At 59.9% G+C, this 15,077-nt stretch carries 20 protein-coding genes and 1 tRNA gene; 14 read left to right on the top strand and 7 right to left on the bottom strand.

Annotation, left to right across the window (positions count from 1 at the left end; translation table 11 throughout):
* Positions 1-74 precede the first annotated feature (74 nt).
* Positions 75-611 carry a DUF1697 domain-containing protein gene (locus OVA07_RS14240; RefSeq protein ID WP_268172137.1) on the top strand — a complete coding sequence of 179 codons (537 nt, stop codon included), beginning with the start codon at positions 75-77 and terminating at the stop codon, positions 609-611.
* Positions 612-664: 53 nt separating this feature from the next.
* Here the strand turns inward: OVA07_RS14240 and OVA07_RS14235 are convergent, their stop codons facing one another.
* A complete protein-coding gene (locus OVA07_RS14235; protein ID WP_268172136.1) occupies positions 665-985 on the bottom strand; it encodes an RcnB family protein in 321 nt (106 codons plus the stop codon).
* A 282-nt stretch (positions 986-1,267) separates the two neighbouring features.
* On the opposite strand from OVA07_RS14235, the gene rbfA reads away from it, so the two are divergent.
* From rbfA to OVA07_RS14190, 9 genes are all read left to right on the top strand, one after another.
* Complete coding sequence (gene rbfA, locus OVA07_RS14230) at positions 1,268-1,675, top strand: 30S ribosome-binding factor RbfA (protein ID WP_268172135.1); 408 nt, start codon at positions 1,268-1,270, stop codon at positions 1,673-1,675.
* 11 nt (positions 1,676-1,686) lie between these two features.
* Positions 1,687-2,274: a thymidine kinase gene (locus OVA07_RS14225; RefSeq protein WP_268172134.1), complete on the top strand. Its 588-nt coding sequence runs from the start codon at positions 1,687-1,689 to the stop codon at positions 2,272-2,274.
* Entirely contained in the window at positions 2,271-2,828 is a 558-nt protein-coding gene (locus OVA07_RS14220) for a GNAT family N-acetyltransferase (protein WP_268172133.1), read from the top strand. The genes OVA07_RS14225 and OVA07_RS14220 overlap by 4 nt, the downstream gene beginning before the upstream one ends.
* Before the next feature lie 2 nt (positions 2,829-2,830).
* Complete coding sequence (locus OVA07_RS14215) at positions 2,831-3,538, top strand: site-2 protease family protein (protein ID WP_268172132.1); 708 nt, start codon at positions 2,831-2,833, stop codon at positions 3,536-3,538.
* 4 nt (positions 3,539-3,542) lie between these two features.
* Positions 3,543-4,457, top strand: a complete 915-nt coding sequence (gene truB / locus OVA07_RS14210; protein ID WP_268172721.1) for a tRNA pseudouridine(55) synthase TruB — start codon at positions 3,543-3,545, stop codon at positions 4,455-4,457.
* 5 nt (positions 4,458-4,462) lie between these two features.
* Positions 4,463-4,732 (top strand): 30S ribosomal protein S15, encoded by a 270-nt coding sequence (gene rpsO, locus OVA07_RS14205; protein ID WP_268172131.1) that lies wholly within the window; start codon positions 4,463-4,465, stop codon positions 4,730-4,732.
* 161 nt (positions 4,733-4,893) lie between these two features.
* On the top strand, positions 4,894-7,206 hold the full coding sequence (gene pnp / locus OVA07_RS14200; RefSeq protein WP_268172130.1) for a polyribonucleotide nucleotidyltransferase: 2,313 nt from the start codon (positions 4,894-4,896) through the stop codon (positions 7,204-7,206).
* Positions 7,207-7,374: 168 nt separating this feature from the next.
* Positions 7,375-7,599 carry a hypothetical protein gene (locus OVA07_RS14195; protein ID WP_268172128.1) on the top strand — a complete coding sequence of 75 codons (225 nt, stop codon included), beginning with the start codon at positions 7,375-7,377 and terminating at the stop codon, positions 7,597-7,599.
* Complete coding sequence (locus tag OVA07_RS14190; RefSeq protein WP_268172127.1) at positions 7,596-7,826, top strand: hypothetical protein; 231 nt, start codon at positions 7,596-7,598, stop codon at positions 7,824-7,826. Before OVA07_RS14195 ends, OVA07_RS14190 begins: the two co-directional genes overlap by 4 nt.
* Before the next feature lie 2 nt (positions 7,827-7,828).
* Here the strand turns inward: OVA07_RS14190 and OVA07_RS14185 are convergent, their stop codons facing one another.
* Together OVA07_RS14185 and OVA07_RS14180 are read right to left on the bottom strand one after the other, a co-directional pair.
* Positions 7,829-8,995, bottom strand: coding sequence for a GGDEF domain-containing protein (locus tag OVA07_RS14185; protein ID WP_268172126.1), 1,167 nt, complete (start codon positions 8,993-8,995; stop codon positions 7,829-7,831).
* 77 nt (positions 8,996-9,072) lie between these two features.
* Positions 9,073-9,792 (bottom strand): GcrA family cell cycle regulator, encoded by a 720-nt coding sequence (locus OVA07_RS14180; RefSeq protein ID WP_268172125.1) that lies wholly within the window; start codon positions 9,790-9,792, stop codon positions 9,073-9,075.
* 84 nt (positions 9,793-9,876) lie between these two features.
* On the opposite strand from OVA07_RS14180, the gene OVA07_RS14175 reads away from it, so the two are divergent.
* A complete protein-coding gene (locus OVA07_RS14175; RefSeq protein ID WP_268172124.1) occupies positions 9,877-10,758 on the top strand; it encodes an ABC transporter permease in 882 nt (293 codons plus the stop codon).
* Between the two features lie 57 nt (positions 10,759-10,815).
* Here OVA07_RS14175 and hspQ read toward each other — a convergent pair whose 3' ends face one another.
* Positions 10,816-11,196, bottom strand: a complete 381-nt coding sequence (hspQ, locus tag OVA07_RS14170) for a heat shock protein HspQ (RefSeq protein WP_268172123.1) — start codon at positions 11,194-11,196, stop codon at positions 10,816-10,818.
* A 178-nt stretch (positions 11,197-11,374) separates the two neighbouring features.
* Between hspQ and OVA07_RS14165 the strand changes: the two genes are divergently transcribed.
* The 3 genes from OVA07_RS14165 (at position 11,375) to OVA07_RS14155 (ending at position 14,170) form a co-directional block, all read left to right on the top strand.
* Positions 11,375-11,464, top strand: a tRNA-Ser gene (locus tag OVA07_RS14165).
* Positions 11,465-11,583: 119 nt separating this feature from the next.
* Positions 11,584-12,957, top strand: coding sequence for a tyrosine-type recombinase/integrase (locus tag OVA07_RS14160; protein WP_268172122.1), 1,374 nt, complete (start codon positions 11,584-11,586; stop codon positions 12,955-12,957).
* Positions 12,958-13,303: 346 nt separating this feature from the next.
* On the top strand, positions 13,304-14,170 hold the full coding sequence (locus OVA07_RS14155; protein ID WP_268172121.1) for a hypothetical protein: 867 nt from the start codon (positions 13,304-13,306) through the stop codon (positions 14,168-14,170).
* A gap of 334 nt (positions 14,171-14,504) precedes the next feature.
* On the opposite strand, the gene OVA07_RS19165 is transcribed toward OVA07_RS14155, so the two are convergent.
* Genes OVA07_RS19165 through OVA07_RS14145 form a run of 3 tightly spaced genes read right to left on the bottom strand, consistent with a single transcriptional unit; the run spans position 14,505 to position 15,063 of the window.
* Positions 14,505-14,744: a helix-turn-helix transcriptional regulator gene (locus OVA07_RS19165; protein WP_442789653.1), complete on the bottom strand. Its 240-nt coding sequence runs from the start codon at positions 14,742-14,744 to the stop codon at positions 14,505-14,507.
* Entirely contained in the window at positions 14,738-14,872 is a 135-nt protein-coding gene (locus OVA07_RS14150) for a hypothetical protein (RefSeq protein WP_268172119.1), read from the bottom strand. The genes OVA07_RS19165 and OVA07_RS14150 overlap by 7 nt, the downstream gene beginning before the upstream one ends.
* On the bottom strand, positions 14,869-15,063 hold the full coding sequence (locus OVA07_RS14145; RefSeq protein ID WP_268172118.1) for a hypothetical protein: 195 nt from the start codon (positions 15,061-15,063) through the stop codon (positions 14,869-14,871). Before OVA07_RS14145 ends, OVA07_RS14150 begins: the two co-directional genes overlap by 4 nt.
* Between the last annotated feature and the right edge of the window lie 14 nt (positions 15,064-15,077).

Here is a 15,077-nt window from a genome sequence, read left to right as displayed (position 1 = left end):
CGAGCAGGCTGCGGTTGTTTGAGCACAGTCGTATCCACTGCCCTGGCCGGTTTGGTCTTCGTCTGGAATTTCCCATGACCCGCTACGTCGCCCTGTTCGGTTCCATCAATGTCGGCGGCAATCGCGTGACGATGGCGGATTTGCGCTATGCCTTTGAACGGGAAGGGCTGACCGGGCTGGAAACAGTGGTCGCCAGCGGCAACCTGCTGTTCGATTATGACGAACGCCCACTGGACGGTCTTGAAGACCTGTTCGCCCACGTCATGCTGGATCGTTTCGATATCAAAAGTTTTGTTGCCGTGCGCGACCGGGCGGCCATTGCCAATGCGGTGGAAGGCAACCCCTTCACAGGCATCGGCGCGGACAACCTTGTCCACACCCTGTTCCTTGAACGCCAGCCAGACAAGGCGGCATTCGATAAACTCGCAGCCGATCAGGCCATGCGCGGCCTTGAAAAGCTGGCCCTGGGCGACCGCAGCATTTACATCGATTTTGCCAACGGCGTGGCCGAAAGCAAATTGACCGGCGCTTTTATCGAACGGCGCCTTGGCTGCCGGGGCACAGCTCGTAATGTCCGCTCCCTTGCCCGCATTCTGGCCAAGATGGCCTGATTGCAGAGACAATCGGGGCGGGCTTTTGCATCGCCGCCCCGATCATCATGGGCTTACCGGATCAACCCGCTAAAAATTGACGATACAATCCCGCTGTCCGTCCGCACCAGCAGGATATCGTTGCCCGACCGGACATAGCGATGGCCCTTTGGCGGCGCTTTCAGCGTGCGATAAGACCGGTAATCGACCACGCGATAGTTGGGGGCGCGGCGGCTATCGAACTTCTGGCCCTTGCGAAACGGATTGCCCTTGGCTGCTGTGCTGACATGCTGGCCGTGGTTGTCCTTGTCCTTATGCGGCGCTGCCAAAGCGGGCGCTGCGGCAACAGGTGCAATCATCGCAATGGCGACAATGGCGGCAAAAAGCTTCTTCATGATCTGACCCTTCCTTTATTCCTGTCGATACCCGCCCAGCGATGGACGTCGGCGGACAGTTCACAGGCTCAACGGACGGATCGCCGAATCTCTTCGTCAGAATATGTCTGAAATTGTCGCAATGGCGCGACAGGCAACGACTTTGCGCCAGCCATTGCGCGTTCATGTCCCGAAACACTCGCAATCGGCGGGCGCACGTTCTATACCGCTGCCACACGCGGCGGGGCCAGTTCTGGCCTGACGCTGCATTCCGGCACAGATTATCCGAAAGTTCCAACGTCCTTGTCCCGTCAGCAAGCCACTCCCGAAACCCGTTCTGTCCGTCTGCTCAAAGTGGGCGAACAGGTGCGCCATATCCTGTCCGAACTGCTGTCCCGGCAGGAAGTCCATGACGATGTGCTGTCTGCGCACACCGTATCGGTCACCGAAGTGCGCATGTCGCCCGACCTTCGCCATGCCACGGTGTTCATCAAGGCATTGCTGGGTGAGGATGAGGAGATCGTGCTCAAGGCGTTGCGCACGAACACCGCTTTCTTTCAGCGTGAAACGGCGCAGCGTCTCCGCCTGAAATACGCCGCTCGGCTGAAGTTTCTGCCCGACGAAAGCTTCGATGAAGCCAGCCGGATCGACGCACTGCTATCAGACCCGCGTGTGCAGCGCGATATTGATGCGCAAGAGAGCGAAGGCTGAGGGCTGCCTTCGTGGCCAAGCTCTATTTCTACTACGCCAGCATGAATGCGGGCAAATCGACCAATCTGCTGCAGGCGGACTTCAACTATCGTGAACGCGGCATGGCGACCATGCTGTGGACGGCGGCTCTGGATGATCGCGGCGGAGAACGCGCGATTGAAAGCCGCATCGGCCTTCACGCCGATGCCCATCGCTTCCATGCCAATACCGATTTGTGGGCGCGGATTTCTGCGGCCCATGCGGCGCAACCGCTATCGTGCGTGCTGGTGGACGAGGCGCAGTTCCTGTCCAAGGATCAGGTCTGGCAATTGGCGCGGGTGGCCGATACGGCGGGTATCCCGGTGCTGTGCTATGGTCTGCGTACCGATTTTCAGGGCGAACTGTTCGAAGGGGCAGGCGCGCTTCTGGCGATTGCGGATTCACTGGTGGAACTGAAAGCTGTTTGCCACTGCGGACGCAAGGCGACGATGAACCTGCGTGTCGATGAAAGCGGCGCGGCGGTGCGGGCAGGCGCTCAGACTGAAATTGGCGGCAACGATCGCTACCTTGCACTATGTCGCAGGCATTTCAGCGACGCGATGGATGGAAATTGCGCATGATCAAGGATGACCCGCTGGGCCTGCTGAGCGTGCTGGAACAGAGCGATCTGCGGCTTGAACCGCTGCGCGAAGATCATCGCGCAGACTTGAAGGCGGCCTGCGCCGAAGATCTCGACATCTGGCAGATGTATGGGATCAGCTATGGCCCCGACCATTTCGACGCTTCGTTCGACATGCTGCTGGCCAGCCCGGCCCGCCTGCCTTTCGCCATTGTTTCGGGCGGAAATCTTGCGGGAATGACCGCGTGGATCGATGCCAATCCGCGCTGGCTCAGCGCTGAAATCGGCAATACCTATCTTTCGCCGCGCTACCGCCAGAACAAGATTAATGGCTTGATGAAGCGTCTGTTGATCGCTCACGGTTTCGCCTGTGGCCTCAAGCGGATTCAGCTTTGCGTCGATGTGCGCAATGAACGCTCGCAGGCCGCCTGTCGCAAGATTGGCGCGACGTTCGAAGGGATTTTGCGCAACCACATGGTCACCTGGACCGGCCATCCGCGCGACACTGCGGTCTTCTCTATTGTTGAGCGGGACCGCGAAAGATTGGGTTACTGACCATGACGCCTGACAGCCTGATCTGGACAATCGCCACCGTGGCGATCCCGATGATCCTTGCCATCGTTTTCCACGAAGTCGCCCATGGCTGGACCGCGCGCGCGCTGGGCGATCCTACGGCGGCAGAGCAGAAGCGGCTCAGTCTCAATCCGCTGCGCCATGTCGATCCGTTCGGCACCATCATCCTGCCCGGTCTGCTGAAACTGACCGGAGCGCCGGTGTTTGGTTGGGCAAAGCCGGTCCCGGTGGACTTCCGCCGACTGCGCAATCCAAGGTGGGGCATGGTTGCGGTGGCAGCGGCGGGGCCGGGGATAAACTTCGTGTTGGCGGCGTTTTCAGCCGTGGCGCTGGGGCTATTGGTGCGAGCAACCGATGGCGCGACTGAGCCGGGCATGGCCGTGCTGTTTGTGGCCGACAATCTACGTAATTTCCTGATCGTGAACCTGTTTCTGGGCACGTTCAATCTGCTGCCGATTCCGCCGTTCGATGGATCGCGCATCGTTATGGGCGTCCTGCCTGCGCCGCTCGCGCGCATCTATGGCCGGATCGAACCTTATGGCCTGATCGTGGTGTTTCTGATTCTCGTGGTTCTTCCGTATCTTGCGCCCGATTTGCGGCTGGTGGAACGGGTTGTCGGCCCGCCGGTGGAATGGATCGGCAGCCATCTTGCTGCGCTCGCCACTGCCGTCGCCGGGCCGGAACCGCTGTAACCCCATGGTCAACGGCTGGATCATTCTCGACAAACCGCTGGAGCTTGGCTCGACGCAGGGCGTGGCGGCGGTGAAGCGCAATCTGCGGCAGGCGGGCTTTGGCAAAGTGAAGGTCGGCCACGGCGGCACGCTCGATCCGCTGGCGACAGGGGTGCTGCCCATCGGTATCGGTGAGGCAACCAAGCTGTGCGGGCGGATGTTGGACGCGAGCAAGATTTACGCCTTCACAGTGAAGTTCGGAGAACAGACCGATACCCTTGATCTAGAGGGCAAAATCGTTGCGGTCAGTGACGTTCGGCCGGGGGTCGCGGACGTTCATGTCGCTTTAGGTGCCTTTCAGGGAACTATCGATCAGGTGCCTCCAGCCTACTCCGCATTGATGATTGACGGCCAGCGCGCTTACGATCTGGCGCGTGCAGGGCAGGACGTGGAACTGAAATCGCGCACCGTGACCATTCACTCGCTGACGCTGGATTCCACCGAAGGCAGCGCGCAAGCCCTTGAATCCGCAACATTCACTGCTCACGTGTCCAAAGGCACCTATATCCGCAGCATGGCGCGCGACATTGCATTGGCGCTGGGTACCGTCGGGCATGTGACGATGTTGCGCCGCCTCAAGGCCGGCCCGTTCGCTATCGAACAGGCGATTTCGCTGGACAAACTCAACGATGTGGGTAAAGGCGCGCCCCTTGAACACATACTCTTGCCGCTGGAGGCAGGGCTGGTCGACATCCCGGCTCTAGACCTCGATCCTGAGCAGGCAAGGGCGGTCCGTCAGGGCCGCGTTCTGGCAGGATTGCCCTTCGATGACGGGCTTTACTGGGCGAGGGCTGGCATGGTGCCGGTCGCGCTGGTGGAGCTTTCAGGCGGAAGCCTGACAGTATCGCGGGGGTTCAACCTTTCGGATGTCGCGGAGTAGAACACATGTCGATTACCGCTGAAGCCAAGCAGGAAGTCATTGCAACCCACGCGCGCGCCGAAGGCGACACCGGTTCGCCGGAAGTGCAGGTTGCGATCCTGACCAGCCGCATCAAGACCCTGACCGAACACTTCAAGGGTCATCATAAGGATAACCACTCGCGTCGCGGCCTGCTGATGATGGTCAACAAGCGCCGCTCGCTGCTGGACTATCTGAAGAAGAAGGATGTGGCCCGCTACAACGACCTCATCCAGAAGCTCGGTCTTCGCAAGTAACCAAGCGAAGCGGCCCCAAGTGGGCCGCTTTTGCGTTTAGGTACCTTCGCAATTCGGCGAGGCGCCTTCGGGGCACGACAAGCGGCCCCACACCGGACCGGGACGGTATCCCCGGCAGCAAAACCCCGCGCGCAATAGGGCCGCGGGCTGAAGGAAACGAAATGTTCGACGTCAAAACCGTATCGCTGGAATGGGGCGGAAAGACCCTCACTCTGGAAACCGGCCGTGTTGCCCGTCAGGCAAATGGCGCGGTCATCGCCACGTATGGCGAAACCGTTGTGCTTTGCGCGGTTACCGCTGCAAAGTCGGTCAAGGAAGGTCAGGACTTCTTCCCGCTGACCGTCCACTATCAGGAAAAGTTCTCGGCTGCGGGGCGTATCCCCGGTGGCTTCTTCAAGCGTGAACGCGGCGCGACGGAAAAGGAAACGCTGGTTTCCCGCCTGATCGACCGTCCGGTCCGTCCGCTGTTCCCCGAAGGTTTCTACAACGAAATCAACGTCATTGCCCAGGTTCTGAGCTATGACGGCGAAACTGAACCCGATATCGTCGCGATGATCGCCGCTTCGGCTGCGCTGACCATTTCCGGCGTTCCTTTCATGGGGCCGATCGGCGCTGCCCGCGTTGGTTTCAAGGATGGCGAATACCAGCTCAACCCGTCGCTGTCGCAGGTTGCCGAAGGCCGCCTCGATCTGGTCGTGGCCGCAACCGACAACGCCGTGATGATGGTGGAATCGGAAGCCAAGGAACTGACCGAAGACGAAATGCTGGGTGCGGTCATGTTTGCGCATGACGAAATCCGCAAGGTTGTCGGCGCGATCATCAGCCTGGCTGAAAAGGCCGCGAAGGAGCCTTGGGACGTTGATCTGTCGGACAACACTGCCGACATCAAGAAGAAGCTCAAGACCATCGTCGGCAAGGACGTTGCCGCTGCCTACAAGCTGACCGACAAGTCGGCCCGCTCGAACGCGCTCAACGATGCGCGTGCAAAGGCGAAGGCTGCGTTCTCGGACGAAACGCCGCAGACCCAGATGGTTGCCATGAAGACCATGAAGAAGGTCGAAGCGGACATCGTTCGCGGCGCCATCCTCAAGGACGGCACCCGCATCGACGGTCGTACCACTACGCAGGTCCGCCCGATCGAAGCCATGGTCGGTTTCCTTCCGCGCACGCATGGTTCGTCGCTGTTTACCCGCGGTGAAACGCAGGCAATCTGCACCACCACGCTGGGCACCAAGGACGCTGAACAGATGATCGACGGCCTTGATGGCCTGTCGTATTCGCGCTTCATGCTGCACTACAACTTCCCGCCCTATTCGGTTGGTGAAGTGGGCCGCTTTGGCGCGCCGGGTCGCCGCGAAGTGGGCCATGGCAAGCTGGCATGGCGTGCGCTGAACCCGGTGCTGCCTTCGAAGGAAGACTTCCCCTATACCATCCGCGTGCTGTCCGACATTACCGAGTCCAACGGCTCGTCGTCGATGGCAACGGTGTGCGGTGGCTGCCTTTCGATGATGGACGCAGGCGTTCCTATCGACCGTCCGGTTTCGGGCATTGCGATGGGTCTTATCCTTGAAGGCAATGAATTCGCCGTCCTTTCGGACATTCTGGGCGACGAGGATCACCTCGGCGACATGGACTTCAAGGTGGCCGGTACTGCCAACGGCATCACCACGATGCAGATGGACATCAAGATCGCAGGCATCACGCGCGAGATCATGGCCAAGGCGCTGGAACAGGCCAAGGAAGGCCGTGCGCACATCCTGGGTGAAATGACCAAGGCTTTGGGCGAAGCGCGCACCGAACTGTCGGCACACGCACCGCGCATCGAAACGATCACCATCGACAAGTCGAAGATCCGTGACGTTATCGGCACGGGCGGCAAGGTGATCCGCGAAATCGTGGCCACCACCGGTGCCAAGGTCGACATCGACGATGAAGGGATCATCAAGATCTCGTCGTCCGACACCGCCCAGATCGAAGCTGCGAAGGCATGGATTCTCGGCATTGTCGAAGAAGCTGAAGTCGGCAAGATCTATGACGGCAAGGTCGTCAACATTGTTGATTTCGGTGCTTTCGTGAACTTCATGGGTGGCAAGGACGGTCTGGTCCACGTTTCCGAAATGAAGAACGAGCGCGTCGAAAAGCCGACCGATGTGGTGAAGGAAGGCCAGGCCGTTAAGGTCAAGGTTCTTGAAATCGATCCGCGCGGCAAGGTTCGCCTGTCGATGCGCGTTGTCGATCAGGAAACCGGCGCTGAACTGGAAGACACCCGTCCGGCCCGCGAACCGCGTGAACCGCGCGGCGATCGTCCTGATCGTGGTGGTGACCGTCGTGGCCCGCGTGGCAACGATCGCGGTCCGCGTCGTGAAGGTGGTGACCGTGGTCCCCGTCGTGAAGGCGGCGATCGTCCACGTCGCGACCGTGACGATGGCCCGGCTCCTGACCACATGCCGGCGTTCCTCAAGTCCGACGACTGAGCGAGCGTCAGCCAGGCTGAACAGGGAAAGGCCCCGCCGCAAGGTGGGGCCTTTTCTGTTGCCCTGTCGCGGTTTAGCGCGCATGGCTGAAACATCGGTGAAACCCCCAATGTAGGCATCACCGGCTGAGAGACTTGTGCGCTCCCGCTTACGCAGTGGGAGTCCGCCATGGACCTCAACCTTCTTTATTCCGAGCATCAGAAGTTTCTGATGAACGCGATGGCCAGCACGTCTGCAAAGATGCGCGCGCGCCACCTGGTCGACGCGCAGACGCAGGCACTGTCGATCCGGCATTTCCAACTGGCTGAAGGCGCAAAGGCCGCTGCTGGATGGACTCGTGCCATTAACGATGGCGAAGCGCAGTTGCGCGCCAGCAGGGAGTGCTGCGCATGAGCCGTGCAATGAATGTCAGCCTGCCTGAAGCGCAGGTTCAGTCGCAATGTGAACAGGCAGGCGTTTCGATCAGCGCGATTGAAACCCTGCCATCAGGCGGCACACGTCTGGTTTGCACCCGCGAGGAAGGGGCTGACGAAATGCGTGTGCGCCTGCGCAAAAGCATTATCGAAGGCAAAGTCCCGCGCTTTGCGTTCCAGCGCAGCCAGAATTCGCAATACGGTTGATCTCAGGCAGCGTCGCGCAATGGCGGCGGTTGTTGATCTGCAAGCAGGATCTGGTTCCGGCCAGCTTGCTTGGCCGCGTAGAGTGCTTCGTCAGCAGCACGAAGCGCTTCACCTTTGGTATCATAGGCCAGCACGTCGGCGATCCCGCCTGAAAAAGTAATGCGGCCAAAAGGCATGTCGGTGGCACGATTGACCAGTCGACGTTCGGAGATTTCCTCGCGGGCGGCATCAAGCCGTTCCCATGCCTTTTCAGCAGTGAGTGCCCGGAACAGCACGGCGAATTCTTCTCCGCCATGGCGGGCAACGTGGCAGCGCGAATCTGAAATGCGGTTGAGGGTTTCGGCCACTACCTTCAGCACACGATCACCCGCAGCATGACCGTGGGTGTCATTGATACGCTTGAAGTGGTCGATATCGCAGAATGCAACACACAGCCCTTCGCCCACCCGCTTTGCCGCTTCCAGTTCTTTGTCGAACAGGGTTTCGAAAGCGCGGCGATTGGGCAGGCCAGTCAGGTGATCCTCGTCCGCCACGCGGCGGGCATCTTCCAGACTCTGCTGCAAGGTGATAGCACGCTGTTCGGAATCATGAAGCTGGTTTTCGATTTCGCGCGTGCGGCTCATCATCGCGCGGGCAAGTGATGCCAGTTCAGTAATGACCACGCCCGCCTTGCTGACCTGTTCCAGATCATCGACATGTTGCTGCAGCGCTGCGCCATATTCGCTGGTTGCGGTGCGGGCGCTGGTGGTGGTGTGGGAAAATTCGTCCAGACTCTCTTCAAGCCGGGACATCAGCGCAGCCAGCATTTCGGCTGTGCCATCGCCCTGCTGTTCGCGGTGAATCTGTTCTAGCCATTGCAGCGTGACCGGTTGCCCGGCCTCGGTGCGTTCCAGAATGCACTGGGCCAGCATCGGGTTCGCCCCGGTGACATAATCATAGGCAATTTCCAGAGTCCACGGCATGACTTCCAGGTCATGGTCGATCAGGAAATCCGCGACTTTCCCCAGCAGGCGACGTTTGGCCGGCAGCCAGATTTCGCGCGCGGTGGGATCGCGGAAATTGGTGAGGTCTGCCGGAGCTTCGTCCTCGGCATCGTCGGCTTCTGCCGAAATGCCAAGCCATTTGAGCAGACGGGAGCGCGAGCCGCGCGCAGAAGGATCATATGTCATACGCCAAAGAACGGCAGGCGCCGGGTGGTGTTAACCACGCCGACGCCCGGACTTTCGCGTTTAGGTGTTCTTCCTGATTAGCGGACGCGCGGTCCGCCAAAGGGCATGGGCGGCGGTGCGCGGCGGTGACCGCGCGGCAACTGTGCCTGATAGGCACGACCGCAATGTTCGACGCAATAAGGGAAACCGGGGTTCACCTTGTCACCGCAGAAGTGGAAATCCGGTTCGCCGGGGTGGCCCATCGGCCAGCGGCAGATGCGATCGTTCAGGTCCAGCAGGCTGGTCTTGTCCGCGATTTCCGGGCTGGGGCGCGCAGGCACAAGACGGCGTGGCGGGGCAGGCGGAATAGGGGCCTGCTGATCGCCCGGACCCTGGCGGAGGAAGCCGCCGGGGCCGACCGAAACGATGCGTGGCTGAGGCGCCGGAGCAGGAGTATCGCCAGCTTCTGTTGTGGCAGGAGCGGCTGCGGCAACCGGGCGTGGTTCCGGAGCGGGCGCACGCGGGGCAGGCGCGGGCGGTGGCGTGGGAGCCGGGCGCGGTGCTGCGATCTTGGGTTCGGGGGCAGGTGGGGCAGGTTTTGCCACCTTTGGCGCGGGTGCAGGTGCCGCGCTTGCGCCTTCGGCTGTCTTGTCGTTGGCCTTTACCGGTGACGGGCGTGCTTTCAGCCCAAGCCGGTGTGCCTTGCCGATCACGGCATTACGGCTGACGCCGCCCAGCTCTTCAGCGATCTGGCTGGCGGTTGAGCCACCTTCCCACATCTTGGTAAGCTTCTCGATCCGCTCTTCGGTCCAGCTCATGCCTTAAAACGTCCTTCATGCAACCGGAGTAACCGGTCGTTCAAATTCTTGCCATCGGCGCGCCCGCGCGATACCGCGATGGACATGGCCGATCAACAGCAACCCCGTGACGGGGCCTATTCCCGCAAAGCCGGAACATTCACCCCACCCGGACAGCCGGTTTTCCGCAGCTTCAACAGATTGGGGCTGTGGACCCTCTATATGAAGGAAGTGCGCCGTTTCTTCAAGGTGCAGACCCAGACGATCTGGGCACCGGCGGTCACCACGCTGCTTTATCTGATGATATTTACGCTGGCACTGGGCGGCGGAGCCAATGGCGGCACGCGGATGGTGCTGGGCGTGAACTTTGCCAGCTTCGTTGCGCCGGGCCTGATTGCGATGGGTATGATAAACAATGCCTTCGCCAATTCCAGCTTCAGCCTGCTGGGTGGCAAGATTCAGGGCACCATTGTCGACTATCTGATGCCGCCGATCTCAACCGGCGAACTGATGGCCGCACTGGTTGGCGCCGCGGTAACGCGGGCGGTGCTGGTGGGGCTGGCTGTTGCGGCGGCAATGCTGCTGTGGCCGGGGGTCAGCCTGTCCATGGCGCATCCTTGGGCGGTGGTGTGGTTTGGCCTGATGGGGGCGATCCTGCTGTCGCTGATCGGTGTGCTGACATCGGTATGGGCGGAAAAGTTCGATCATAACGCTGCGGTGACCAACTTCGTTATCACGCCGCTGTCGATGCTTTCAGGCACGTTTTACGTGATCGACAATCTCGCTCCGGCGTTTCAGGCGGTCAGCCGGATGAACCCGATTTTCTATGTGATTTCAGGTTTCCGTTTTGGCTTCCTTGGCCAAAGCGACATTGGCGATACCAATATGGCAGTGCTGCACGGGGCCATAGGCCTTGGCGTGCTGAACCTTGCGGTGGCGGGGCTGCTTTATGTGCTGCTGCGGTCGGGCTGGAAGCTGAAGAACTGAACAGTGAAGCTTGGACCTTGTTGCAAGGCCCAAGCTTCACGTAAGTGAGAAACAGCATCAGTGGGAAAGGCTGCGGCGCAGGCGGTAACGCCCGTTGCGGAACCCTTCGAACATTTCGTCAAGCGATGGATGGTCAATCGGCCCGGCGTCCGAATCGGCCAGCAGGTTCTGCTGGCTGACATAGGCGACATAGCTGTTGTCGTCATTTTCGGCGAGCAGGTGGTAGAACGGCTGATCGCGCGGAGGCCGCACATCTTCAGGGATCGACTGATACCATTCTTCGCTGTTGGCAAACACCGGATCGATATCAAAAATTACGCCGCGAAAGGCAAACATCCGGTGTCGCACGACATCCCCGATGGAAAAGCGCGCGGATGAAACGGGAGGGGCCGAAATATCGCGGCCGGCCTGGGGCGAAAAGAAACTCGCACGGTCCATAGACGTAATATAGGCTTGGTGTGCGCTGCAAACAAGCGCCCTGCAAAGAAAGGCGGCGTGCAAAGCGGACTGTTTCCACACCACAATCAGATTTTTGCTTGGCAAGCCTGATTCCTTGCGCTAACGGCGCGCTTCCCGACCGGGCACTGCCACTTGCTGGCATCCCATGACACTTCGCGGAGAGGTGGCAGAGTGGTCGAATGCGCTGCACTCGAAATGCAGTGTACGGGCAACCGTACCGTGGGTTCGAATCCCACCCTCTCCGCCAGTCACTCATCCTCATCTGTGTTCATGTGTCCAGAAAGTGGCGGAAATCTGCGGGTTTTCGTGTTCCGTCTATCTGCATGAGTCTACATTTGTTCTCATACGTTGGGGGCGTGCTATGGTGTGATCCATGGTATGCGATTCGGGATCTATGGTATGAGTGTGCTTTCGGACGCGAAGGTTCGGAGCGCCAAGGCCACAGGTAAGGCTTACAAGCTGAGCGATGGGCAGCAGCTTTACCTGCACGTTTCGTCGGCGGGTGGCCGCTCGTGGCGAATGAATTATCAGTTTGGCAGAAACGATCAGGGCAAACCTGTCCAGAAAACGCTGACCATCGGCAGCTACCCGGCAATCTCGCTGAAGGAAGCGCGGGAGGCGCGCGATCAGGCGAAAGGCTTACTGGCGCGAGGTGTCGAGCCGAAGCCGCAGGACTTGTTCGAACGTGCCCCACCGCCGGTCGATATGCGCCCGCGCTTTGGGGCAGTGGCGCGAGATTGGCATACCTTGCAGAAGACGCGCTGGTCCAAGGTCCATGCGGCGGATGTGCTGGCCAGCCTTGAGGCAGACGTTTTTCCGGCTTTGGGTGCTATGGCCATGGCGGATGTAACCGCCCCGGATGTATTCAAAATTTTGCGGGTGGTTGTGGATCGGGGGGCGATTGAAACGGCGCACCGGCTTCGCCAACGGGTGAGCGCCGTGTTCACATATGGTATCGCGCTGGGCATAGTTTCGGTCGATCCGGCTCAAAATCTGGCAATTGCGATTCCGAGCAAGCCGAAGGCAAAAGCTCAGCCTGCGATTATTCACCTACCGAAGCTGCGGCAGCTGCTGGTCGATTGCGAGGCGGAGCGTTGCCGCGCACCCACAAAGTTGGCGCTTCGCCTGATTGCTTTGACTGCGGTGCGGCCCAACGAAATTCACGGTGCCAGGTGGGATGAGTTCGAGGATCTGGACGGGGAAGCGCCGCTGTGGCGCATTCCGGCGGGGCGCATGAAAGGCGATATCGAGCGTAAAGCCGATGAAGACGGGGATCATCTTGTGCCGTTGTCGCCAGAAGCGGTCGCCGTAATTAAGGCAGTTGCGATGGTGAATGGCGATCTGCCGCTGGTATTTCCCAGCGAGCGCCATGTCCGAAAGCCCATGAGCGAGAACACATTGCGCGCGTTGCTGATCCGGGCGGGATACTATCAGCGCCATGTTCCCCATGGTTTCAGGGCAGCATTTTCAACCATAATGAACGAGCGTTGCGAGCGCATGTGGCGGGCGAGGGGACACAATGGGCCGTCACCTGATCGGGCCATAATCGATCTGATGCTTGCCCACGCTCCGTCGAACAAGGTGGAAGGCGCATACAATCGCGCCGCCTACATGGAGAGGCGGCGCGAGTTGGCATGCGATTGGGCGGTGATTTTGACGCGGGATATGTGGCCGCCGGAGATCCATGTTGGCCAACCGATCCGTTGGGCTGCAACAGGCATGGGCAGGCCGAGTTTTTAAGCCCCGCGGATAAATTCATTCTTGAGACCAAGCCCTGCTATTGGGACAAATTTGCCGTTCCCGACTGGATTGCCGCACGTCAGCTTACGCCAAACCGGCCATTTCCAAGACGCAAAGCCGCTCGCCGCCACTCCGCCGCGAGCAGCCGTTCCACGATCGACGCTATTGACTGGCTCAAGACGCATAACACGAGCGGCATTGTGCCGAAAATCTAGATGTGACCCAGAGCCTTTTGAAAGCTACTGGTGGCACGCCTAGCGTTGATCGCGAATTTTGGAATTAGGTAATGAGGGGTAGGTTGGGTAGCCGCCACGACCGTCAACTTTCTTAGAAGCAGGAAAGCAGCATGACCTTCGTTGTCGCGCGAAAGTTCGGGGAGCGGATCCTCATCCTGTCCGACACGATGATAACGCATCACCCTGACCAGCGAAAAAATGATATCATTCCCGGGCAGCTCAAAGGCATCGTGTTGAATCTGGATATGTCGGTCGCTTTTTGCGGGAACGTGGTCCGGGCGCTCGATGCCATCCGGGAGGCCAAAGCGCGCATCCGGCAAGGTGGTAGCCGGGAGGACGTGATCCGGATTTTGCGGTCTTGCAGCCTAAAGAACTGTGATTTTATCCTCGCCTCCCATTCTGGCGGTGCGTCACTTATCAAGATCACCGGAGGCAGCGTATCAGCACCGCAAGACGCGCACTGGCTGGGAAATCGGCACATACTCGCACGGATCCAGCGTCAGCAGGCAATTTCTGATAAGGGATTTGAAAATGTCCTACGTTCCAATGCCGGTTTAACCGATACCCGAACTGAGGAAGGCACTTTTATAGGATTATTTTCCCAAGTGCTCTTGAGCGACCCCATGACGGCCGAAGATGTCGGCGGTTTCGCGACGAATCTCCTCGCCTCACCTTTCGGCCATTGCTACCAAATGACCGCAGGCGCTTACGCGCCCGGCCCGATCACCATCGGCGGCCCTGACCATGGGCAGGAGCAACTTCCCGGAAACCGCTACGCCTACAATTTCATATCGCCCAGTTATCGAGGCGTCTCCATCGCAGGCATATTCATGGATGAGCCGAGGGTCGGGTATATCTATGACCCACTTCTCTGCGATGAGGCCATCAAGGTTCCCAACATAACCCTGCAAGCCATGCACGAAATTGTGAACGAGCGCGCCAAGGCTGCCGGTGGCAAGCCGGAAGCGGAATGTTAGGGTGGTTTGATGTGATCCTTGGACAAACTGCTCTCCCTTGCCGAACAACTTAACCGGGCCGACGTCATACTGCGGTTGATCACCCGCTGCATAACAGGCTGGCCCTGCTTCTCGTCGACAATGCGATAGAACAGCTATGTCGATGGCAGCTATCTGCGGCTACCCGTCGGTAACCGGACAGGCCAAACTCGGCCAGCCTTGCCTGCTAGCCCGTTCATTACAGCAGATTGGGGTCGGCTTCGCTGCCGAGAGCCGACATTTCTCCGCGAACTGGGAACGGCGTAAGTTGGTCGATATCCGTCGCTGCCGTCGCGACGGGATTTGCCCCTTTGGCCTATTGGCCTGCTATCCACGCTGCGATGTCCTGTCCGCGCCAGCGTGAACATTTGCGGCCAAGGGAAATTTGTTTCGGGAAGTCGCCTCTCTTTGCCATGGCGTAAATCTGCGAGCGGGAAAGCGAGGTTATTTCGATGACTTCGCTGATGCGGAGAAGGCGGTCGTTCACGGTGTCTCGCCATTTAACTGCGGGTTTAGTGGGAGATGCGGGGGCCGCGGTGATGGCGGGCGCTACCATGGCAGGCATCCTTCCAGCGGGCAGCGGGCGAAGCCTGCGATCACGCGTTCGGCAAAGTGCAGTGCCGACCAGATGAGCGCGGCGACGGCGGTGGCCTTGGCCATTTCGCGGGGGCCGAGGGCGATCATGCGCATTTCCGGCGGGAGCTGCGATTGCGCGACAGGGTGCGCATGGGGACACCAGCGCGGGTGCAGTCTGCGCACCACGTTTCACCGTGGCGGGTGGTCCAGCCCACCGGCAGCTTGCCGTCGGCAGTGTTGTGGACGGTGCCGCACTGGCATTCGAAGGGGACGGTCTGAAGGTTGGAAGTGCGCTTCATGGCAAGGCTCCGGT

The organism is Novosphingobium sp. SL115 (genome assembly GCF_026672515.1).
Taxonomy (GTDB): Bacteria; Pseudomonadota; Alphaproteobacteria; order Sphingomonadales; family Sphingomonadaceae; genus Novosphingobium.
The sequence above is the reverse complement of the archived record's forward strand: the minus strand, read 5'-3'. Positions and strand labels throughout refer to the sequence as shown.